Here is a 22994-nt window from a genome sequence, read left to right on the forward strand (position 1 = left end):
GACTGCTTCTTAAGATATAAAAAAGCCCTGCGTACCGGGCTTTTACTTTATAAGCTGAAAACAAGAATAAGGCAGCGCCATTTATTGAGGCAATGATGCCTGGTGAGCTGAGATAAAGTTGTCCATCAGCTCTCTGGCGCGCACTTGCGCCTCTTTCAGGGACTCAGAATCGTCCATGGCCGTCACTACCTCGTAGTAGCATTTAATCTTGGGCTCGGTACCTGATGGTCTGACGATGACCCTGCTGCCGTTGTCCAGCCAGTAAGTCAGAACATCACTGGCAGGAAGATCTATGGCTTCAACTCTACCATCGGCAAAGCTCCTCTTGCTATGCTTGATGTCTTCAATCAAGGTCACCGCGGCATCACCTATGTGAGACGGCGGGTTTTGCCGCAGAAAAGCCCCGATATTCGGCGTTTCCGGTCTGAGTTTTATGCTCACCTGATCATTTAAATGGAAGCCATGCTCACGATAAATGGATTCCAATCTGTCCCATACCGTCAGCCCGGCAGCATTAAGCTCTGCCACCATTTGCACAAAAGCCAGCTGAGCAGTCAGGCCATCTTTGTCCCACACTGTGGAGCCTACGGTATAACCCAGTGCCTCTTCGTAGGCGAACAGAAACGCGGCATCGTCTGACTGCAACGTCTGCCCAACATTCATCAGCCATTTAAACCCGGTCAAAGTGGTATAAGGTGTACCCCCCAGTGTTGAAGCGACTTTGGCGAGCAAGCTCGAAGACACAATAGTATTGCCCACCAGCTTTTGATTGGCTGGCGCATGGGACAGCAGATAATGCCCCAGCAGCACACCGACCTGATCTCCTGTCAACATCTGATAGTGCCCGGGGCCGGCCTGTACCGCCACAGCAAACCTGTCTGCATCAGGATCATTGGCACAGGCAAGCAGAGCGTCATGCTTAACCGCTTCGGCAATCACCAGATCCATGGCGCCTTTCTCTTCAGGGTTGGGAAAGGCAACCGTCGGGAAATTCCCATCAGGCAAACGCTGAGCCGCCACGGAGTACACGTTGTCAAAACCAGCATCGCGCAACAGTGTCTCAGCCATTTCCGCCCCGACGCCATGCATAGCGGTGTAACTCAAACTGACGTTGGCTTTGCCGTGGGGCGCAAGCTCAGGAGATGCTTCAACAGCTCTTCTATAGGTCTGATAGTAATCATCCTGCAGCCACACTAAAGTGCCGGCCTTGGTGGCTTCACTCAGGTCCGCCAATTTCAACTCAGTGTTGGCTGCAGCTTCAATACAGGCGGCGATGCCAGCATCGTGGGGAGGGATGATCTGGGCTCCGTTTTCCCAATACACCTTGTAGCCATTGTATTCAGGGGGGTTGTGACTGGCGGTCACGACAATGCCTGCCGCGGCGTTAAAGTGTTTCACACCAAACGCCACCAAAGGGGTCGCGGCGACCTTAAAGGTTAACCTGACCTTTATCCCCAACGCGGTTAGGATAGCGGCTGCATCGTGGGCAAACTGACGAGAATCGTTGCGACCGTCATAGCCAATAACCACCCCTCTTACTTTGGCATCTTTAACCTGCCGCAACAGGTATTGACCCAGGCCTGCAGAGGTCTGTTGCACCACCAGACGATTCATTCGGCTTGGTCCTGCGCCCACTACCCCGCGCAATCCTGCGGTTCCAAACTCCAGTCGACCACTGAATCGCTCCGCTAATTCGGACTCGTTTCCGGCATCCAACAAAGACTGAATTTCCGCTTTAGTGTGGGCGTCTGGATCCAGCTCCAGCCAGCGGCTGACCTGAAAATGCAAATGAGTGTTCATACTTGACTGCCTGTCTTAAGATATCTTTCCTCACCCTAAAAAAAACCCCGGGGCCAAACAAGTTAAATTTGTTTCAAATCCTCCGATTAACATAATAGGCATATCGTCTGTCGGGGCTTATACCAATCCGCCTGACAGATTGATCTCATCTCTGCCTTGCCAGCCACCGGAGCACAAATTTGTCTTGGTGGTCGTCAGGCGCCGACGTATGATGCAAGCCTGCCCTCTCATCATAGTAACCATGACTGACAACAGCCTTTCTATCTGCCCTCTTACCAGGGACAAGCTTGCGGTATACCGCCCGGCTCTGGAAGCCCTGACACTGGCTCCGGATCAGCTGCAACATATTGAATCCATAACCGAATGTCTGGCTGAGGCAGAGCAGGATAAATGTTTCGTTCCGGCAGCGCTGCTACTGAGCCAACAGGTTGTCGGTTTTGCCATGTACGGCCTGTTCGATGAAGCCCATGGCCCAAGGGTTTGGTTTGATCGCTTTATGCTGGACACTTGGTCGCAGGGAAAGGGATTGGGAAAGGCCTTTGGCCAATTAATGCTGGCGTTTCTTTGTGAGCACTATCAAACAGAGACTGTTTATCTGAGTGTTTACAGTGATAATCAGGTCGCTATTCACCTCTATCAGCAGCTTGGGTTTGCCTTTAACGGCGAACAGGACAGCAAGGGAGAGCTGGTCATGGTTTACCAATCTGAGCAGCCGTCATTGACCCAGCCATTATCACAAGAATAAAAAGGGACCAAATTCGATTTTGGTCCCTTACTTCATTTCTCGAACAACAACCGTTACTTTATTCGGGAGTAAACTGCTCCGCGTATTCAATGCGCTCCGAGATCCCCGGGTGAGTAGACAGGTATTGACGACTCTCCTCACCGTCTCCCAGTTCCAGCTGATGCGCCTTCGCCAGAGCCCTCATAGCATCGGCGAAGGCTACGGGCGATATCCCCAACAACACCAGCTTGTTCAACGCATAGTCATCGGCTTCCCGCTCCATATCTCTTGAAAAGGCACTTTCAATCAACACTGAGCCTGTGCCAAGCAACACTTCAGATGAAGTTTCCAAATCGCCAAACAGCATGGCGACAACAATGGCAGCTCCGGCGCTTTGCGCAACCATTTTAACGCTATGTTGATGCTTCACATGGCCAATCTCATGCAGGAGCACAGCCAGAGAGGCATGCCGGTTATCTTTAAGCAACTCGGCCAGCTCGTCAGTCATCACTATCTGACCATTGGGTAAGGCAAAAGCATTAGCTCCAAGCACATCCGAGCGATAGAAGCCCAGTTGATACCTTTCCCGGTCCAGTTTCAGGGTATCGAGGGCATTATTCCAATCCGACTCGATATCCGATTTCACCGACGCCTCAAGCTCACTGGGATCGAGCATGGTCTTCTCTATGATGAGAAAGGCCTGACTGCCCATCTGCTCGATCACTTCATCAGGGACAAAGTGAACGCTGGCCTGAGCCGCGGCTGGCAATAAATGAAAAAACATCAAATACAAGGCAACAGGTACTGCAATCACGGCACCGATAATCACAGCCTTGCTGCGCTCCAGTTTCTCCGCCAGTCGACTTTGACCAAACTGCCATCTGTGGTGCTTGTCTCGGGGCACAAACCGGGCGCCAGTGACAAACACCACCTCGCTGGCAACGCCGGGAATAGGCGATGCAACCTTGACCTCATCCAAACCCACCTGTTCCAGGCAGGTGTCACCATTGATGACCTTTATCCCCTGCCCGGAATGCTCAAGCACAGCCTCAATACATTCCGAATGGCCGGCACGGTAATACTGTCCTGTGATCACGTCAGTGCAATATCCATATCAAACAGCTGGGAAGCTTCCTCACCGAACGCAGAGTTTCCATCCTGTTTATCATCCACAACCTGCTCTGCCCCCGGCAACACAGTCACCTTGGTGGCATCAGCCAGATATTTTGACTTTCTGACCTTGGTCCATGGATAAGCCAATCCCAGGCTGAAAACTATCGCCAATGCATTAGTGACATGCAGCATGCCATAACCAAATGGAGAGAGTTCAGACTCAAACTCTGCCACATCATCGAACTTGCTGTTGGCAAAGATGTGATTACGGATATAGCTCTCATAAATACCTGTGACCAATCCAATCATCACGATATAAACCGCAAAAACAGCAGCCATGGCAAAAGGACTTGGGTCTGCTACCGCCGTAGTTTCAGGATCCATTGCCCCAATCCCCATGCTGACGCTAAGTACCGTCATCGCAACGACGCCAAACATACCGCTCACCACAAATACGATTAACGCCGCAAGGTAATACTGGGAACCGCTAAGCTTGGTTTGCAGAGGCAAATCGCCATATCGAATATTGCTGTAGAGATACTCATCGATCTTTTTCAATACCCACGGGAACGCCAGGTACAGAGTAAATACACTCATAATAGGCAGCAGAATAAAATGCGCCAGCGCCCCACCATAGCTGCCCTCAAAGGAGAACCTTACGTTACGGTACTGAGTCATACGAAGGTGGAATCTCATTCCCTGATTAATCAACCAAGGGGAGAGAAATAGCATCACAACAATGGCTATAGCCCCGGCAACGGGAAAGTAACTGGTCAACACGTAGTAAGCAATAAACAGAATAAGTGCCAGAATCCGCCCTTTCAGAATTTGCATCGGCGTTGCCAGATAATTGAATCTATGGCCGTCAATTTCAGTATTCGAATAGAAATACTGATGGGTTCTCACTTTGGCCCAGGCGGAATAGATACCCAAAGTCACTATGGACAACAGGATATTGACTATCCAGATCCCAAAGAACTCTCCCGCCTGACCGGAAAAGTTCACCGGTACGGTTCTGCCTGGACTCTGGTCACTCTCATCAGGTATTTCTTGTTTAATGTTTGATTGTTTTACGTCTTCCATTACTGCCTCTTATTAACTTCGCCCGATCGGCACAACTTGTAACATTTAACCAACATCCTTTCAATCAGTCTAAACGGTGCAGCCCCTCTCTTTAGGGTTAGTTCTCCCGCCACCAGTTGTTAACTTTGATGGCGAAATTTGGATTGCTTTTATCAAGCTCGGAATGCTTTGATTAATGGAATGAAAAATTAGACTTTACTGATGATGATTAACTTGTCACCTGTGAAGAGCATGCAGTAGACTCCGCTCCCGGCCTGGGGAGCCTAACTCCCCATAAGCCACCTAGTTCAAGCTGTCACCTGGATGTGAGTGACCCCAAGGAGCCGGACCGGCATCACTTTATGCTTGTTATCAAGGTGACTTCCATGATCTGTTTATGGCCGGTTCTTATCGGACAAACCCCTTATGGGCTTTGCTTCCTCAAAACCGCCGCAGCTGGCGACCTGATACCTGCGGTTTTGGTTTGAATTTTTGAGGAGTAAAGATGCAATTGCTTATGGGATTGCTTGGGGTTGTTTCACTGTTCGCCATTGCCTGGCTGCTTTCTGAAAAGCGCACAGCTATTAACTGGCGTACCATCTTTGGTGCATTTGCCATTCAAACCGGCTTTGCGGCACTGGTGCTCTATTTCCCTGCCGGTCAAAGTGCTTTGGCTGTTGTCAGTAACGGTGCAGCCGGTCTGATGAGCTTTGCCGATGAAGGCATTAACTTCCTGTTTGGTCCATTGGCGCAGAACGGCTTTGTATTCTTTATTCGCGTACTACCGCTGATCATCTTCTTCAGCGCACTTATCTCCATTCTTTACTATCTGGGCATTATGCAGTGGGTTATCCGCGTACTTGGTGGCGGCCTGCAAAAAGTACTGGGTATCAGCCGCAGCGAATCTATCATAGCCACCGGCAACATCTTCCTGTCACAGGCAGAAACCCCACTTCTGGTTCGTCCTTTCCTTTCCCGCATGACCCGCTCTGAACTCTTTACCGTGATGACCTGTGGTATGGCATCGGTAGCAGGCTCAGTGTTGGGTGGTTATGCCGCCATGGGCGTAGACATGAAGTACCTGATTGCCGCTGCCTTTATGTCGGCTCCGGGCAGCTTGATGATGGCCAAAATCCTGATCCCCGAGCGTGATGTACCTGTACCTCAGCATGAAGTAGAGATGGAAAGCAGCCAGCAAAGCAACGTGCTGGACGCTATGGCCACGGGCGCCATGAATGGTATGAAAGTGGCCGTGGCCGTGGGTACCATTTTGCTTGCCATGATCAGTATTATCGCCATGGTGAACTACGGCCTGCAGAGTCTGGGTACTGTATTCGGCATCGACAACCTCAGCATGCAGAGCATTCTGGGCTATGTGTTTGCCCCGGTAGCTTTCCTGATTGGTATTCCTGTCAATGAGATGGCGCAGGCAGGTTCGCTGATCGGTCAGAAACTGATCCTGAACGAATTCGTGGCTTATATGGACTTTGCCAGCTTTAAAGACACCATCAGTGCCCACAGCCAGGTGATCATCACCTTCGCACTGTGTGGTTTCGCCAATCTGGCTTCTATTGCAGTACAAATTGGCTCTATCGGTGCCCTGGTTCCAGAGCGTCGCAGTGAAATTGCCAGCCTGGGCTTGCGTGCCGTACTGGCAGCGACGCTGGCTAACCTGATGAGTGCGGCGCTGGCAGGTATCTTTATCAGCTTGTAAGCATTGACCCGCATGAATACGAAAAGGGAGCCTGAGCTCCCTTTTTTATTGGTCTGAACAACAGAGGCTTAATCTTTAGCTGCCCGCTTAAACCACAACAAATACAAGCTTGCCGCAATCCACCAGGCAATCATCAGACTCCACAGGCCGTGGCTCATAAAGTGGGCTCCTCTGAGTTGCTGGGCCAAATCAAAACTGCCCCCCAAAAGCAACACCGACACCAGGGCGACCCAACGCAAACGGGGGCAATAAACCCTGGCGACAAAAAACAGCGCAATCCAGCCATATCCGCCAGCCGCATGGCCGCCGGGGAAACAGCGTCCGGGTGTCACATCATCAGGCAATAAACTAAAGGTAGGTACGTAAATCTGGCTGCCTCCGAATGGCAACAAATCCCAGGGGCAATTGACATGAGTAAGGCTCTTGAGCACGCCCACCAGGAGTACAGTCAGCAGGAAGCACAGTAGCAGATAGCTTAGAGGGACTCTGGCTGCTGTGAGCCTGGGGACCCTCCAACTGAGACCGATCAACACCATCACAATAACTGCGATGGCCACCACAAGATCATGTCCACCGCCATGCAGCAAGGTATCGGGGATAAAGCTATGTCGCCATGGCCAACCAGACTCAGGGGTACCAGACTCTAACTCAAACCACCACAAGGAGAGTTTCAGGTCCCACTCCCCCCACTCGGAGAGCAGATTGAACAACGCAAATAGTAAGGTGGGAAGGATAAGCAGTGACCAAATCTCACTGCGATATGTGTTGGTGGCAGACAAACTTGTCTCCGGCGGGTAGTCAGGCGCACAAGTATACGCCCGCTACCCACCAAGGGAAGTTAAAGCCCAACAGTTTTAGCCATCAGCTCCACATCAACATACTCACCATTTCGGAAGGCATAGCCTTTGGCTCTCCCCTCAAGCTCAAACCCAAGGCTCTGATAAAGGGCTATCGCAGCATGATTATCTGTGTATACCTCAATCTCGATACGCTTTATCGCCAGCCAATTAAAGGCCAGCTCCATCGCCGCTTGCATCAGCGCTTTACCCACTCCCTGGCCCCGGGCAGATTCACACACCCCCAGGCCCAAATTGGCAACATGCTTACGCCTGGGGTTGTCATGCACCATCATCCCCAGCTGTCCCAGAATACGCTCATCCTGCTCTGCGACCAGACTGTAAAATCCAGGTGTCACCTGTCCAAGTTTCTTCTCCCAGAGCTGCTGGGACGGAAAAGGCAACTGTAGCGTCCCTGAATAACAGGATGCCTGAGCATAGATCGCTCTTATCTGAGCGATATCGTTAAATTCACTTCTGCGTATATGCCAATTCCTGTCTTCCATACTTGCTCCATTTTCTCAGGACATAAAAAAAGCGCCCCTTCCGGGGCGCTTGACGTGGTTTGATTAAAACAAAAAGTCAGCGCGATGCCCCGGAAGCAGAATCTCCGGTCAGCATTAGCGTCTCAATATTGTTGTCGTTATTCATTACTGTTACCGAGTCCGGCTTATCCGTGATACGGGCAACTTCAGCGGACAGAGAGTAGTAACCGGGGTCCACATCCCCGGCTTCGTTGCGAATAGAACTGAGGGAGCTAAGCAGCATAACGCTGACCCCCACAAATCCCGCAACCCACCTTAATCTCATTACCTGCTCCTTTATATTCTGCGTCAGAAAGGCGCACCTTTTATTGTCCGTTCAGGCAAATTAGCTGTGAGTGAATCCCTGCTCACGATGTAAGACATTACCACATGTAAAAACAATGTAACAACACGTAACCAGGAAGTTTGCTGAATTTATTTTTTCAGGCTGGACTTGAGTCTTTGCATCCCCTCATCCACAGACACCAAAGGTCGGTAACCCAGATCTGATTTGGCCGCATCCAAACGGTAAAAATGACTGCAACTCAATTGCCTGGCAACAAATCGTGTCATTGGTGGCTCAGCGGATATGCCAAGCAGGGTATAGAAAACCTCCATTGCCGCCCCTACCCAATAAGCAAAAGTTGAGTTCACTCTTTTACTCACGCCCGGAAGGCCGTCACAGGCCAGAATGCGGTTCAGTACTTCAGCCATAGGCATGGGTTCATCATTGGAAAGAAAATAGGCCTTTCCCGCGGCTTTTTCGGGTTGTTGCAACAGGGTTTTGGCTGCCAACAGATGCGCCCAGGCAGCATTGTCCACATAAATGGTATCCACCAGTTTGTCTTTATCACCCAGCAGCCGAAGTCGCCCCTGCCTGCCACGTTCCAACACCCTGGGTACCAGATGCGGATCACCCGGCCCCCAAATCAGGTGAGGCCTCAGGGCCACCACAGTCAGCCTTTGTCCGCCTTTAACTTCGGCTCCCTGAGCAGACAGCACCATCTTCTCCGCCAGAGATTTAGTTCGGCCGTATGCATTGAGATACCGCTCGGCATGAGGTGTTGACTCATCAATGCCCTCTTCATCATGACCGGCAAAGGTCACGCTGGGGGTACTGGTATAGACAAGATTGGTAACTCCGGCCTGTTGGCAGGCAGCAATGATATTAGCCGTACCATCCACATTGGTCTCAAAATATTCCCGCTCGGCCCCCCAAACTCCAGCTTTAGCGGCAACGTGAAACACCAGCTGACAGCCTTCACAGGCAGCTTTAACCGCATCAATATCTGTCAGGCTGGCACTGATTTGCTCAATCCCCAGCTCATCCAGACTGGCATGCTGACTGCGGCTGAGACTAACCACTTCGATACCGGCAGCATACAATCGGCGGCAAAGTGCTAGCCCAAGAAAACCACCACCACCTGTGACCAGAACTTTGTCGACAGCTGTTGCTATCTGCTGCAGTACCTGTGTCTCTTCAGACGCCAGAGCTACGCCGTCCAGGCTTTTTGCCAACGCTTCTGCGCCCATTGCGCCAGTTTCTCCCTGAATATTTTTGCATTATGGCGAACATCCATCGGGAAGCCGTCATGTTGAATAAAGTGGTTTATCCCAAGGGTATGAGAATACTCTTGTGAAAGCGTTGCAAGCTGGCTGAAAACCGTATCGGCATAAACATCTGCGGCCAACTCAACACACAATACCGGGGTAATACTCCCCTCAATTTCCACCGCTACCAGTGCTGTGCGAATCACACCGGGATGGGTGTTGAAGATCCGTTCACAGGGCAAGGTAAACCAGGTCTTCTCAGCGCCGCAGACCCTGTGACCCATGCGGCCACACATCCATAAACGCCCCATACTATCAAGATAGCCAACATCGCCCATCCGGTGCCAAAATTCGGTCCCGTCAGCGACTTTGGCTTTGCTTGTGGCTGCAGGGTTGTCATAGTACGCAGCACTTGCCACAGCCCCCTTTACCCATATCTCACCAATCTGTCCTTCACTGAGCCACTCAGCGTCTTTAACGTTACCGATAGTCCCGTTATCTATTCGGGCAATACGAATCTCGGCAGCAACCGGATAGCCTACGCAAATTCCACCTCCGGTATCGGTTTGTGGCGCTGTGGAAGCAAGCTGACTGGAGGGAAACATGCTCACAGGCAGGGCTTCGGTGGCACCATAGGAGTTCAGCACCTCAACACCATCAGCAAGCAGTTTACGCAGTCTGGTTATCTGACCAATATCTGCCGGAGCACCGGCTGAGATCACTCTTTGTACGCTGGCAAGCCGGGTTCGAATGCTGGCTTCCTCCTGCTCATTTCCAGGATAGTTTGCCAGCTTGGCGAGCAGCGCAGGATTGAGAAAAAGGTTAGTGCACCGATAACGCTCAACGGCGCGCAGTAACACTTCAGGATCGGCAGTAATAGGCCTGGAAGCATCCATATCCGGAATAATGGACGCCATGCCCAATGCCGGGCCAAACAGGGCGAACAGAGGAAAAGTAGCCAGATCCCTTTCGCCGGGCTTGATACCATAGTCCTGCTTTAACGACTGGATCTGGGCGTTGAACATAGTATGGGTGTACTCAACGCCCTTGGGTTCACCTGTGGAGCCACTGGTATACAGGATGGCGCAAAGCTGATCTTCAGCGGGCAGCTGTGGCTGATACACGGCATCAACCGAAACATCTGCCAACATGCGTTTAAGGGACTTGCCGCCCCAAATCCCGCTTCCTCCAACCGTCACCACTTTTTGAACCGTTTCTTTGCCCCAGCCCAGCAAACGCCTCGCCAGCTGAGCTTTGGGAATACCGATAAAAACATCAGGCCGGGCTTTAGCAAGGCAGGTTTTCAGGTTAGCGGTCCCCATTCCCGGATCGACCATGACTGGGATAATACCAGCTTTAAACAGGGCAAAGGTCAGTGCAAAAAACTCCAGTCCCGGCGTCACCATCAGCACAGCTTTCATTCCACCGACAATGCCTTGCTCCCGCAGCGCCAGTGCGATTCTGTCACTGAGGCGCTCCAACTGCGCCAAAGTCAGTTCTTCAAACTCTCCATTGGCCAGCTGACGTGCAACAGCCAAATCATCAGGTCGTGACAGCGCCGCTGTTTTCAGGTGTTCGCAAAGATTGTTGGGAGTCGCCAGCGGGAGTTCGTGTCCCCCCGGCGTCATGCTGCGGCACCGTCTTTTTGGGAGCCACGGGCCATAAACCCACGAATGGCGGCAATCACCTCGTCGCTGGCATCTTCAAGAATATAGTGACCACAATCGGGGAACTCCCTGTAGTCCGCATCGGGAAAGCGCTGTTTCCATCCGGCCAGGAAGTGACGATCAAACACAAAGTCCTGATGACCCCAGCAGATGAGCTTTGGTATTTCGGCAAACTCAGTCAGAGACGCCTCAATATCTGACACCAATTGATAGCCCCTGTCGCCATGCTTAAGTGGAATATCCTGCACAAATCTCAGGGTCGCGATCCTGTTAGCCCAGTTGTTGTAGGGGGCCACATAGCTTTTACGCACAGGAGAGGACATAGGATGTCGCTTTACACCCACTCTGGATGCGGCGGAAGAAAAGGCATTAAAGCCCCTCACCAAGAAGGTTCCCAGCCAGGTATCGCGGCAAATTTTCAAAGCCAGGGGCAGTGGCTTACTGGCGGGCAGATGAAATGCTGCAGTATTAAGCAGTACCAGACGTTTAATTCTCTGCGGATAACGGGCAGCGTAGCCCATGCCTATCATGCCACCCCAATCGTGCAGCACCAGAGTGATATTATCGGTGACACCCAGATGGCTGAGCAGCGCGTCCAGATCATCAATACGCTGCTCAAGGTGGTAGTCATAACTTGAGTCATCAGGCTTATCTGACAGACCACAACCAATGTGGTCCGGCACGATACAACGAAACATGGGGGACAGTTCTGTCACCAGATTGCGATAGTAATAACTCCAGCTGGGGTTACCGTGCACCATCACAACGGCTTCGCCCTCACCTTCATCCAGGTAGTGGAGATTATGTCCGTTGCAGGAGAAAAATCGTCGCTGAAAAGGGTATTCAGCCAGTTGCAGTTTACCGTGTTCCATCACCACTCCAGCGCCAACATCATGCAATTCAGGCCACTGCCAATCCCCAGAAAACCGACCTTGTCACCGGGCTTGAGAAAGCCCTGTTCGCAAGCCATGGCGGCGCTGGCAGGCAAAGCGACGCTTCCCATGTTGCCCAGCTTGGCAAACGTCGGAAACTCCTTATCCATCGGGATATCCAGCGCCGAAAGAACCTGTTTACGGTTGGCCTCGCCCACCTGGTGACAAATCACCTTATCGACCTGCTCATGGGACCAGGCATTCTGAGTCAGAAACTGCTGCCAGGTATCCTGCGCCAGTGCCACCCCATGCTTGAGCAGGGACACTGCATCGGTACGCATCTCGTCCCGGTAGAGATCTTCTCCGGCAGGTGCCATTCCCCAATGACACAGTCCATTGTGCTCCGGGGCACTCAGCTGAGTTGCGCCTCTAAGCTTATGCGCTCCAGCTGACGCAAGAGATGCGTCGGTCAGCACCACAGCCACCCCGCCAGAACCGCCGGTCAAGGTGGCCAGCGTAGAGGCAAAGCCCTGCATGGTCGGTACTTTAAGCAATTTATTGATACTGGACTCAACAATGTCACGGGCTGACTCGCAGGCGACAACAACACCGGCGCGTATCTGTCCCAGCTCAATGCGGTTGGCAACATCCAACATACCGGACAACACACCCAGGCAGGCATTGCTGATGTCATACACTACGGTTTGGCGGGAAGTACCCAGCTCGGCAGCCACCCGACAGGCGGTCGCGGGCTCATGCTGTTCACGGCAAACGCCGGTATAGATAAGGGCACCGATATCAGAGATGGCGACACCTGATGCGGACAAAGCTTTACGGGCAGCACTGACAGCACCTTCAGAGACTTTAAATCCTTTAGGCCACCAACGGCGCTGCTCAATTCCTGTCAGCGCGGCCAACTGGCCGGGTGGAATACGAAACTTCTCGTACAACGGCTGCAACCGCTGTTCAAGTTGAGTACTGCTGATAATGTCAGGGGCCAACTCATATCCCAACCCACTGACAAAAACTCGGGAATAATTCATGGACCCAGGTTCTCCGGCGGCAATCCAATTGCGCACTTATTGTTAACTGGGTCACATTTGAGCAAGAATCGCCCGTGAATTCAATACAAAACCACTTATCAGGCCTGAGTTTTGCGGGCCTGGATCAGAGCATTGCGAGGGGTGACGGATTGGTCACAAAAAGCTCTGATATTCACTTCATATCCCTGTTCTTCCAGAAAACAGACGCGATCAAGCAGCAGCCAGTGCTCCAATGGCCCACGCAGCAGATGCGCCACCAGATCCAGCCTGCGCACCAATCCAAGCCGTGCAGTGCCTATGGCTTCATAACCGGCAACCTCCAGTCCTGAGGGCAATTCCAGTTGCTTGCGCTGCGCTCCCCAGCGCACAAATTCAGTGAAACTGCCGCTTAGTTGAGACTGCTTGATTGTGGGCAAAGGCAGGTAAGTATCTTCATTTCTGACCTCACGCTGCAGTCGGTCAAAGCCAAGACGCCAGGCCATCTCTTTATTGCGTAGAAGATTGGCTGTATCTGATGCAATCACACTGTGCTGCAATGGCAATTGCAACTCCTGCTTTGACAGTTCAAACCCTGTGGCTTTAGCAGCTACCGACAGGGGCTGATATTGGTTATCGCGGATCAGGTGGTAACAGCATGGGGAGATAGAGATAGAGTTCATACCGGCTTTGGCTCCCTGTTTCAGCAGGCTGATATGGAGGTCTCCACAGGCGTGCAACGCCACGGCATGGCTGCTGCCGGTAAACAGCTCTGTTGGTGCGTTAAAAGCATCGCCACAGATAAATTCCTGAGGCAACTGCCAGCGCTGGGCAAAGCTTTCCCCCGCATCACACAGCGCCTGCTGCCACTCCAGGCTAACCACTGGCAGACCTGTAGATTTGGCCAGCAAACGGCCCAGATGCCCTTTCCCTGCGCACCACTCCAGCACACTGGGACTGGTCTCAGACTGACTGACAACAGACTCAGGGCTGATGTGCCCGAGCTCAGCGCTGTTGGCCTCACATTCAGGGCTGCTGGCAAAAGGTAGCGCCAGCACAAAATCGGTGATCTGTTGCCACTTACGCCCTTTGATGTGGGCGCTGAAATGAGCCAACTCTTTATCGTCGATATTCAGGGATTGTACGGGCAGAGGCCTGGGTAAACAGATCCCCAACAAACTCTCGAGCCCGTATTCATCGAAAGCTGTATCCGCTTGGGCCAAATCGGCTTTAAGGGCTGGCAACAAGGTCCGCAGCAGGCGTTCCGAATTGGCATCAATGTTATCCAACTCATCATCATTAATGGCATTAACCACGCAGGCCAGTTCAGGAAAGTGCTCAGCCCAGGGCAAATCACTGCAATCAAAGGTGCGCAAACGCCACAGTGGACTGAGCATCTCCAGTAAAGCCGTCAATCGAAGCAGCAGTTCGCTGTGGGAATAGTGTTCATAGGCACGGGAAGACAGCACGTAATGATTTCCTGAAATGATGCAATGAAAAAGGCGCTGCGGATACCTGTCCGCAACGCCCTGATTTTAACTTTTGCCAGCTATGATTCAAAGCCTGAGCAATGAGCCAGTGGCCTTAGCTGTACTTAGGTTAAGCTCTATCCGCCTGTTTGTTGGCCTGTTTCATCCCAATACGTTTACCCAGCCATACCCCAAGCCCCAGAGGCGCGAAGAAGACGACCACCAGAAAGAGCACAATATAGAGGATCAGGCTTTTCAGCACATTGGTGATCTCTTCAAACACCTGAGCTACAGTGCGTTGCACCAGAGCATCTGCCTCTTTAGCCACCGCCTGACGCTCACGGTCAACCATCTGCTCGAGCGCCATCCGCTCACGCTCCACCATCTTCTCCAGTGCCTGACGCTCCACTGACAACTGTGCCAGATTGCGCTCGGCGCTGGCATCCAGCTGAGCCAGCAGAGGGGTCAACTCATGGCGCAAATCCACCGCCAGTTCAGACATCATCTGAGGGCTTTGGGCCATCAATGCCTGGAACCTGGCCGAAGTTTCACTGATATCTTTTAAAGTCTGTTGCACCTCGGCAGAGTTAATATTGGAGTGCAGGGCAAACAGCTCTGCTTTCCACCCCAGAATCTTGGGAGTCTGACCCGCCAGCATCGCCATACGGTCTGACATATCACTCATCACCTCAGGCACGCTGCCGAAGGTTTTCACCGCTTCAAACTCACCGATATTGCGGTACTTAAGCCAGTCATTAAAGGCAGACACCCTTGGGAAGGTAATATCAAACAAGGGATTAGCTGCGACATACTGTTTGATAAAGGCTTTATTGGTTGCAAAGTCAGATTGGCTCATCAGTCCCTGCATGCGGCGCTCATAGTCTGCCAGTAACTGTTGGCTGGTTTTGGCCGCCAGTTCGGTACGCTCACCAAACAGGTCTTCACCTTTACCATTTTCAAAGAAGTCCGCCATCTGTGCAGTAAAGGCCCAGGTATCGACCATAGCCGCGACCGGAGAAACCTGAAATATCGTCTGCCCCAGGGTTTGCTCAGCATAAATTTTCCACATCAGGGCATTGGACTTCACCATGATGTCGTCAGATTGCAAAATCACATCGGCGCTCTGCTCCACTCCAGCGTAGAAGGTGGTAGCGTATTCACGGGTAAACACCCGCATCCCCAACTGCTCCTGGGGCAATGGCTCAATACCACTTTCCAGCTTCACCTCAAGCAAAGAGCAGCCAGAAGTCATTAGCAACAAACATAAAATCAGACCAAAATACCTTAAAAAACCCATGAGAACTCCACCACAGCACACGATTGCAAACACCCGGGGATTCTAGCATTATGCCGACTCTTCCCCCGAATGATACGAAAAAAGGGTGAGCCATCTCACACTGGTTTCCCACTAATCACGACAAGGATGACTATGCGTTCCCCCTGTGTTGCCCACTGCGGCCTGAATGATGAAGACTACTGTATGGGCTGCTTCCGCCACATTGAAGAGATAGTGGGCTGGTCATCAGCCAGTGATGAGCGTAAGCAACAAATTATCGATGCGCTGCCTGAGCGCAAAGCCAAATTCAATGGTGAAGCCAACACCCAGAAACTGGGGCGGGACAAGTGGCTGGCGACAGAAGCCAGGCTGAAATCCTGAGATTCAAAGGATAAGTGCAATAAAATGCCCTGCCATTGGGTCCAATGGCAGGGCTGTCAATTATCATGACCGCTATGACTGCTCGGGCACTGCTTCACTTTTAGCGGCAGCATGAGCCTGATGAGTGGCAGTGAGCCTGCGCATCAAAGGCAATACAGCCAGCGCCAGCAAAGTGCAGAACAGTGCCGCAATTCCCAGCTTGGTAAACAGGCTGGTATAGATAGGCAGGGTTTCCAGCGGATTGGTCAGGCCCTCAGGCACACTGGCAAAGTTAGCCACCACTCCCCCCAGGTACTGAGAAATCCCTGACGCCACAAAGTAAGCCCCCATCATAAAGCCCCCCATGCGCGCAGGCACATAACGGGCTATCATCGCCAATCCCAGACCACTCACCAACAACTCACCCAGCGAGTAAGCACCATAGCCTGCAATCATCACCCAGGATGAGGTCTTGCCATTGACCGCAAAGTTACCGGCAAAGCCGTAAATAAAGAATCCGGCAGCCACTACGGCAAAGCCCAGCGCAAACTTGGCCGCGATGGAGATATCTTTGTTATTACGACCAGCGGTGGCATATACCCAGGCCAGAATAGGACTCAGGATCATAATCCAAATGGGGTTCAGCGCCTGGAACTGAGCCGGAGACCAGGTCCACAGATGTGCACCAAATACAGTAAAGTCCCAGTTCACATTACGCAGGGCAAACAGTGCCAGTGACGTGGACATCTGCTGATAGAAAATAAAGAAGAATACCGTTTGTACCGTCAGGATCAGCGCCGCAATCAAGCCTGCGCGCTCACTGGGTTCACTGCTGCGGATAAGGTGAGCAAAAATCCCCAATACCACTGCGCCAGCGGTATACACAAACAGGCGGGCTATGGTCTCTGACTCCAGAATAATGGTGGACATCAGCACAATCAGCACGGAAGCGCCCAGCACCATCATCAGCTTCTTTTTGTCTACCGGATGTTTGTCCGGCTCTGAGCCATAAGCATCCAGGGTAAATCGCATCACCATGTAGTTGGCCATACCCACTAGCAGACCGATAAAACACACGGCAAAAGCCGCATGCCAGCCGAACTGCTCACCATAGTGATGACTCACATAGTCCTTAATCCAGGGGGTCAACAGCATGGAGAAGGTAGAGCCAATGTTCACCGCCATGTAGTAGATGGTGAAAGCACTGTCGATTTTGGCATCTTCGCCGTCATAAATTTTACGGACCAAATTACCGGCATTGGGTTTGAACAGGCCGTTACCCACTACAATCACACCCAGCGCCATAAACAGGAACAGGGTATTCTCTGTAGGCACTGTCATCAGGGCATAACCTATGGCCAGAATACCAGCGCCAAGCAGCATGGTGCGTTTGGTTCCCAGCACCTTGTCACCAACCCAACCACCTATGGCGGGAGAAACGTAGATCAGTGCCGCACAGGCACTCCAGACCAGGTTGGCACGGCTATCCTCAAAACCAAGGCGTTGCACCATAAAGTAAACGATCAGCGCCTGCATGCCGTAATAGCCAAAGCGCTCCCAAAGCTCGATGAGAGAGACTGTCATAAAGGACTTGGTCTGACTCACCCGGGAATTGGCAGTAGTCATTCATTCCGCCTTATATTGAATGGGTGAACAGCACGGCGGACAGGATTTTCGCGCCGGACAAAGACAATTGTTCAGCACAATAACAAGTGAAACCGCGTGTTAAAAGTGAATTAGTGTTTAACTCAAACTCCCGTCCTTATTGGGTTTGAGCCCGTCCTGACACAAAAAAACGGGCATATCGCCCGCTTTATCATGAAACCTTGTACAGATTTCTGTTTACTTCTTCATCATCGCCTTGAGATCGGCAAAGGGATTGTAGGTGGCAGCCTGCTGTTTGGTCTCTGTGGTATCGCCATACTGCACCAGTTCTTCATAACGTGAGTGCTCATTGTCATGGCAATAAAGACACAGCAATTCCCAGTTGGAACCGTCTGAAGGATTGTTGTCATGATTGTGGTCCCTGTGGTGCACAGTCAGCTCACTCAGATTCTTGTGGGTGAACTCACGGGTGCAACGGCCACAAATCCATGGATACAGCTTGAGGGCCTGCTCACGATACCCCTTCTCACGCTGTGCCTTGTACTCTCTTTGCTGGGCCAACACACGATCCAGTTTACTTTGTCCTGCCTGAGTCATTTTGCTCTCATCTTACCTGGCCGAAAGTCATCACTTTCAGTCGCAAATTATCATCTATTACCTGTACACACCTTCTAACACTGCGCTGCGTTAACGTCCAGTACAGCGTGTTGTCTCACCAGGTCAGAAGCGGATCCAGTTCACACATTAACGTCAAGTTCTGACCTATCCCTCAACTGTAGAGGTGGAAATCATTGCATCATTCAGGGCAGAGTGATAGCTATCACATCCAGAAAAAAACGACCGGAATCGTAGATGGAAGCCGAACAACTGGAAGTACTGAATTTTATTTCCCAATATGCCCCCTTTGATGAGCTGCCGGAAGAGAAGCTCAAAGAGATCGCCCTCAATACTGAAGTCGCCTATTACAGGGCTGACAGCATGATTCTGAACAACGGCGATATCATCAAAGATCTCTATATGATCCGCAGCGGCGTGGTGGAAGTTTATCTGCGTAAGGGTGACAAGGGTGAACTTTACAATCGACTGGATACAGGCGCGGTATTTGGCCAGAAAGGCCTGTTGATGAACAACAAGGTGCGCATGCCTGCCAAAGCGATAGAAGATACTCTGGTCTACTGTATTCCTGATCCTCTGTTTAAAACCCTGTGTGATGAATTTGACCATTTTGCCGACTTTATGGAGTGGCAGGATGGCACCCAGCTGCGCAATGCTATCTCCACCCGCGCCGAAGGCAACGACCTGACCACGGTGAAAGCCCGTAAACTGCTGACTCGCGAACCTGTATCCCTGCCCCCGGATGCCAGTATTCAAACCGCCGCCAACCTGATGGCTGAAGAGAACGTCACTTCGGTTATCGTGGTTCGTAACCCTGAAGATATTGAAGATGAAGATACAGATATCTTGCTGGGGATCCTTACCGATCGTGACCTCTGCATCCGGGTATTGGCCAATGGTATCGATACCCAAACCCCTGTGTCTGAGGTAATGAGCGCCGATGTTGTGTCCCTGGACTACAACGCCTACGTATTTGAAGCCATGATGATGATGCTCAGATACAACCTGCACCACCTGCCCATTCTCAAGGATAAGAAACCGGTGGGCGTAATAGGTATGACAGATATCGTCCGCTACGAGTCGCAAAACAGCCTGCTGCTGGTTAACTCCATTTATACCTGTCACACCAAAGAGGAACTGGCGTCTCTGTCCCACCAGGTCAAAGACTGCTTTGTTCGCATGGTGGATGAAGATGCCAACGCTCATATGGTGGGTACTGCCATGTCGGTTATTGGCCGTAGCTTCAAGCAACGACTGGCGGAGTTGGCCGAAGAGGAGTTGGGCGCTGCGCCTGTGCCCTACTGTCTGGTAGCCATGGGTTCCATGGCCCGGGATGAACAACTGATCGTCACAGATCAGGATAACGCCCTTATTCTGGATGACAGTTACGATGAGGCCCTGCACGGCGACTACTTTAAGCGCTTTGCCGATTTTGTCTGTGATGGCCTCAATGCCTGTGGCTACGCCTATTGCAGCGGTGACATCATGTGCTCCAACCCCAAGTGGCGTATGACGCGGGCCCAGTGGGAAGCCTGTTTTGCTCAGTGGATAGATGCCCCCAATCCCGAAACCCTGCTTAACTCCTCCATCTTCTTCGATATCGATGGTGTATATGGCCGCCTCAAGTGGGCCGAGCAACTGAGGGGGTTTGTGGTACGCCGTGCCCGCCGCAATAATCGCTTCCTGGCATGCATGGCCCACAACGCCATTAACCGCACGCCGCCACTGGGATTCTTTAAAGACTTTGTGATGGAAAAAGATGGCCGTCACAGAAACTCTATTAACCTCAAACGTCGAGGCACTGCACCACTGGCAGATCTGGTACGGGTACATGCGCTGGCAGTAGGGTCGACCGCCCGCAACTCCTTTGAGCGCCTGGACGATATTATCGCCGCCGGTATCCTGCCAAAAGGGCGGGCTCAGGATTTGCGGGACGCCATGGAGCTTATCTATACCGTACGGATCCGACATCAGGCACTGGATATCGAGCAGGGTGAAGAGCCTGACAACAGCGTTGAACCTGAGAACATGTCTGACTTTGAACGCCGCAACCTGAAAGCCGCTTTCCAGATCCTCAGCAATGCCCAAAGCTTTATTAAGTTCCGCTATCAAAGGAGTCATTCATGATCTCCCTGCTACGGGCTGAACCTCGCAGTGATAGCCTACTGGATACCAGCAGCACGCCAGACTGGCCTGCCCTGTTTGCAGAGCTGAAGCAGACTGCAAAGGACAGCAGACTGCAGCGCTTTTATCAGACACCGCCAGCAGCCGGCAATACACCTGTCAGCCAGATAGAATTTGTGGCGCTGGATTTCGAAACCACAGGATTAAATCCTGAGAAAGATGAAATTATCAGCATAGGTCTGGTACCCTTTAGCCAGCAAAGGATCCACTGCCGGGGCTCAGCCCACTGGATAGTGAACCCAAAACGTCCCCTGAATGAAGAGTCAGTGGTCATTCACGGGATCACCCATTCTGATGTTGAAGAGGCACCGGATCTTCTGGTTATTCTGGATCAGGTGTTGGCAGCGCTCGCCGGCAAAATCGTTGTTGTTCATTACAAACAGATAGAACGCCAGTTTATGGATAAGGCGCTGCAAAGCCGGCTGGGTGAGGGCATCCTGTTTCCTGTAGTGGATACGCTGGATATCGAGGCCGCAGTGCAACGCAGGGCATGTCAGGGATGGCTTAATCGGCTCAAGGGCAAGAAGCCCGGTTCCGTCAGACTGGGGCGGGCAAGGGAAAGATACGGTTTACCCGCTTATCAACCCCATCATGCCCTCACAGACGCACTGGCAACCGCAGAATTACTGCAGGCGCAATTGGCCTGGCATTACTCGCCGGATACGCCTATCAGCGAAATCTGGCAATAATTTGCACAGTGTAAACAGCAGGTTGTCCAAAGCCTGCTCATATGTACCAGGAAACCATAATTTTGTAATGGGTATTGCTTTACTTTGATGTTAACAGGGATATGATTGGTCGCCCCAATCATGAGAGAAACCTCCAACGTTTCCGTTCCGCACTGATAACAATCAAGCAGAATAGCCTGTGAAACTGCGACACAGTTCCCAATGATTTCAGGATTGGCTTTTTTTTGATCACGTCTTTGAGGAGTTAAACGTGAGCGACAATAACAATGGCGGTATTCAACGCCCTGACGGCAAGGTCAAGGCAATTGATACTGATTACCAAATCGGGCAGGACAATATTGCCCTGAAAGTCGGTCCCCTTGGACTCGACATTCACAACCGGGTTTTTGCCATCTCCGGCTTGTCGGTTGTGCTTTTCGTGGTGCTTACCCTGGCATTTCGTGAAAGTGTGGAACCTTTCTTCTCCGGTCTCCGTGGTTGGCTGGTGTCCAATATGGACTGGTTCTTTATGTCTGCCGGCAACATCTTCGTGGTGGTTTGTCTGGTATTGATTGTTACCCCGCTGGGCCGTGTGCGTATTGGGGGGACTGAAGCGACTCCGGATTACAGCTACGCAGGTTGGCTGGCGATGCTGTTTGCTGCCGGCATGGGTATTGGCCTGGTGTTCTTCGGTGTATCCGAGCCTATGTCCCACTTCAGTGCAGCTCTGGGCGGCGTGACCATGGAAAGTGGGGTACGTACCGACTGGGCGCCGCTGGATGGCGCAGTAGGTGACAACGCCACTGCTCAGGCTCTGGGTATGGCTGCCACCATTTATCACTGGGCACTGCATCCCTGGTCCATCTACGCCCTGCTGGCACTGGGTCTGGCAATCTTCTCCTTTAACAAGGGCCTGCCACTGACCATGCGCTCTATCTTCTACCCGCTGTTTGGTGAGCGTGTATGGGGTTGGACAGGTCATATCATTGATATTCTGGCGGTTGTCGCGACTGTGTTTGGTCTGGCTACCTCTCTGGGTTACGGTGCCTCTCAAGCGGCCACTGGTCTGAACTTCCTGTTCGGTATCCCAGTGACAGAAACGACTCAGGTCGTGCTGATCGTTATCATCACCTCGCTGGCGCTGGTCTCTGTGATTGCCGGTCTGGACAGTGGTGTAAAGCGCCTGTCTGAAATTAACATGGGGCTGGCAGCCTTGCTGCTGCTGTTCGTGATTGTTGTGGGTCCAACCGCAGCGATTCTGACCGGCTTCTTCCACAATATCGTGTCATACCTTGAATATCTGCCTTCTCTGTCTATGCCATTTGGCCGTGAAGACTTGAACTACTCTCAGGGTTGGACAGCCTTCTACTGGGCTTGGTGGATCTCCTGGTCACCATTTGTGGGTATGTTTATTGCCCGTGTATCCCGTGGCCGCAGCGTGCGCGAATTCATTACCTGTGTAATCCTGATCCCGTCCACAGTGTGTGTATTGTGGATGACAGCATTCGGCGGTACAGCTATCAGCCAATATGTGAATGATGGTTACAAAGCGGTGTTTGACGCAGATCTGCCGCTTAAACTGTTCGCTATGCTGGATGTAATGCCACTGGCTGAAATCACCTCTTTCGTGGGTATTATTCTGATCGTGGTGTTCTTCATCACCTCAGCTGACTCAGGCTCTCTGGTAATTGATACCATTGCTGCCGGCGGCAAGGTGGACGCGCCTATGCCTCAGCGTATCTTCTGGTGCAGCTTTGCAGGCCTGGTGGCTATCGCCCTGATGCTGGGTGGTGGTTTGGCTGCAGCTCAGGCGATGGCGGTAACCACAGGCCTGCCGTTTACCCTGGTTCTGCTGGTCGCAACCCTGTCCCTGTTGAAGGGACTGATAAGCGAGCCAAGGCCAGCGAAAAAGTAATCTATTACTCACCCTGGGCA

The 22994-nt window shown here is 51.9% G+C and carries 20 protein-coding genes; 6 read left to right on the forward strand and 14 right to left on the reverse strand.

The features are described from left to right. Nucleotides 1-81: 81 nt before the first annotated feature. Complete coding sequence (locus tag L2725_RS05370) at nt 82-1800, reverse strand: phospho-sugar mutase (protein WP_249248028.1); 1719 nt, start codon at nt 1798-1800, stop codon at nt 82-84. A 208-nt stretch (nt 1801-2008) separates the two neighbouring features. On the opposite strand from L2725_RS05370, the gene L2725_RS05375 reads away from it, so the two are divergent. After that, nucleotides 2009-2545 carry a GNAT family N-acetyltransferase gene (locus tag L2725_RS05375; RefSeq protein ID WP_249248029.1) on the forward strand — a complete coding sequence of 179 codons (537 nt, stop codon included), beginning with the start codon at nt 2009-2011 and terminating at the stop codon, nt 2543-2545. 58 nt (nt 2546-2603) lie between these two features. Here L2725_RS05375 and L2725_RS23320 read toward each other — a convergent pair whose 3' ends face one another. Together L2725_RS23320 and L2725_RS05385 are read right to left on the reverse strand one after the other, a co-directional pair. Then, entirely contained in the window at nt 2604-3620 is a 1017-nt protein-coding gene (locus L2725_RS23320) for a M48 family metallopeptidase (RefSeq protein WP_249248030.1), read from the reverse strand. Next, nucleotides 3617-4720 carry a YjgN family protein gene (locus L2725_RS05385; protein WP_249248031.1) on the reverse strand — a complete coding sequence of 368 codons (1104 nt, stop codon included), beginning with the start codon at nt 4718-4720 and terminating at the stop codon, nt 3617-3619. Before L2725_RS05385 ends, L2725_RS23320 begins: the two co-directional genes overlap by 4 nt. Before the next feature lie 484 nt (nt 4721-5204). Between L2725_RS05385 and L2725_RS05390 the strand changes: the two genes are divergently transcribed. Next, entirely contained in the window at nt 5205-6413 is a 1209-nt protein-coding gene (locus L2725_RS05390) for a NupC/NupG family nucleoside CNT transporter (protein ID WP_249248032.1), read from the forward strand. Nucleotides 6414-6481: 68 nt separating this feature from the next. On the opposite strand, the gene L2725_RS05395 is transcribed toward L2725_RS05390, so the two are convergent. From L2725_RS05395 to L2725_RS05435, 9 genes are all read right to left on the reverse strand, one after another. After that, complete coding sequence (locus L2725_RS05395) at nt 6482-7192, reverse strand: phosphatase PAP2 family protein (RefSeq protein WP_249248033.1); 711 nt, start codon at nt 7190-7192, stop codon at nt 6482-6484. A gap of 59 nt (nt 7193-7251) precedes the next feature. Then, nucleotides 7252-7755: a GNAT family N-acetyltransferase gene (locus L2725_RS05400; protein ID WP_249248035.1), complete on the reverse strand. Its 504-nt coding sequence runs from the start codon at nt 7753-7755 to the stop codon at nt 7252-7254. Between the two features lie 76 nt (nt 7756-7831). Further along, nucleotides 7832-8059, reverse strand: a complete 228-nt coding sequence (locus tag L2725_RS05405) for a hypothetical protein (RefSeq protein ID WP_249248038.1) — start codon at nt 8057-8059, stop codon at nt 7832-7834. Between the two features lie 149 nt (nt 8060-8208). Further along, nucleotides 8209-9306, reverse strand: coding sequence for an NAD-dependent epimerase/dehydratase family protein (locus L2725_RS05410; RefSeq protein WP_249248040.1), 1098 nt, complete (start codon nt 9304-9306; stop codon nt 8209-8211). After that, on the reverse strand, nt 9267-10952 hold the full coding sequence (locus tag L2725_RS05415) for a fatty acid CoA ligase family protein (protein ID WP_249248041.1): 1686 nt from the start codon (nt 10950-10952) through the stop codon (nt 9267-9269). The genes L2725_RS05410 and L2725_RS05415 overlap by 40 nt, the downstream gene beginning before the upstream one ends. Continuing rightward, the gene (locus L2725_RS05420) at nt 10949-11863 is read right to left on the reverse strand and encodes an alpha/beta fold hydrolase (protein WP_249248042.1); all 915 of its coding nucleotides are present in this window, start codon (nt 11861-11863) and stop codon (nt 10949-10951) included. The genes L2725_RS05415 and L2725_RS05420 overlap by 4 nt, the downstream gene beginning before the upstream one ends. Beyond that, nucleotides 11863-12906 carry a 3-oxoacyl-ACP synthase III gene (locus tag L2725_RS05425; RefSeq protein ID WP_249248043.1) on the reverse strand — a complete coding sequence of 348 codons (1044 nt, stop codon included), beginning with the start codon at nt 12904-12906 and terminating at the stop codon, nt 11863-11865. Before L2725_RS05425 ends, L2725_RS05420 begins: the two co-directional genes overlap by 1 nt. Nucleotides 12907-13004: 98 nt before the next feature. Continuing rightward, on the reverse strand, nt 13005-14351 hold the full coding sequence (locus L2725_RS05430) for a methyltransferase (protein ID WP_249248044.1): 1347 nt from the start codon (nt 14349-14351) through the stop codon (nt 13005-13007). A gap of 130 nt (nt 14352-14481) precedes the next feature. Next, nucleotides 14482-15648, reverse strand: coding sequence for a chemotaxis protein (locus L2725_RS05435; protein ID WP_249248045.1), 1167 nt, complete (start codon nt 15646-15648; stop codon nt 14482-14484). A 132-nt stretch (nt 15649-15780) separates the two neighbouring features. On the opposite strand from L2725_RS05435, the gene L2725_RS05440 reads away from it, so the two are divergent. Continuing rightward, nucleotides 15781-16008 carry a DUF1289 domain-containing protein gene (locus L2725_RS05440; protein ID WP_249248046.1) on the forward strand — a complete coding sequence of 76 codons (228 nt, stop codon included), beginning with the start codon at nt 15781-15783 and terminating at the stop codon, nt 16006-16008. Nucleotides 16009-16080: 72 nt separating this feature from the next. Here L2725_RS05440 and L2725_RS05445 read toward each other — a convergent pair whose 3' ends face one another. Beyond that, complete coding sequence (locus L2725_RS05445; RefSeq protein ID WP_249248047.1) at nt 16081-17613, reverse strand: peptide MFS transporter; 1533 nt, start codon at nt 17611-17613, stop codon at nt 16081-16083. Nucleotides 17614-17829: 216 nt separating this feature from the next. After that, entirely contained in the window at nt 17830-18189 is a 360-nt protein-coding gene (locus tag L2725_RS05450) for a YajD family HNH nuclease (RefSeq protein WP_115135650.1), read from the reverse strand. 255 nt (nt 18190-18444) lie between these two features. Between L2725_RS05450 and L2725_RS05455 the strand changes: the two genes are divergently transcribed. The 3 genes from L2725_RS05455 to L2725_RS05465 all read left to right on the forward strand — a co-directional run bounded on the left by L2725_RS05455 (nt 18445) and on the right by L2725_RS05465 (nt 22974). Continuing rightward, nucleotides 18445-20334: a DUF294 nucleotidyltransferase-like domain-containing protein gene (locus L2725_RS05455; protein WP_249248048.1), complete on the forward strand. Its 1890-nt coding sequence runs from the start codon at nt 18445-18447 to the stop codon at nt 20332-20334. Then, nucleotides 20331-21080: a 3'-5' exonuclease gene (locus L2725_RS05460; RefSeq protein ID WP_115135652.1), complete on the forward strand. Its 750-nt coding sequence runs from the start codon at nt 20331-20333 to the stop codon at nt 21078-21080. Before L2725_RS05455 ends, L2725_RS05460 begins: the two co-directional genes overlap by 4 nt. 250 nt (nt 21081-21330) lie before the next feature. Next, complete coding sequence (locus L2725_RS05465; RefSeq protein WP_249248049.1) at nt 21331-22974, forward strand: BCCT family transporter; 1644 nt, start codon at nt 21331-21333, stop codon at nt 22972-22974. Nucleotides 22975-22994: the final 20 nt, after the last annotated feature.

This window comes from Shewanella corallii (assembly GCF_023349125.1).
Taxonomy (GTDB): Bacteria; Pseudomonadota; Gammaproteobacteria; order Enterobacterales; family Shewanellaceae; genus Shewanella; species Shewanella corallii.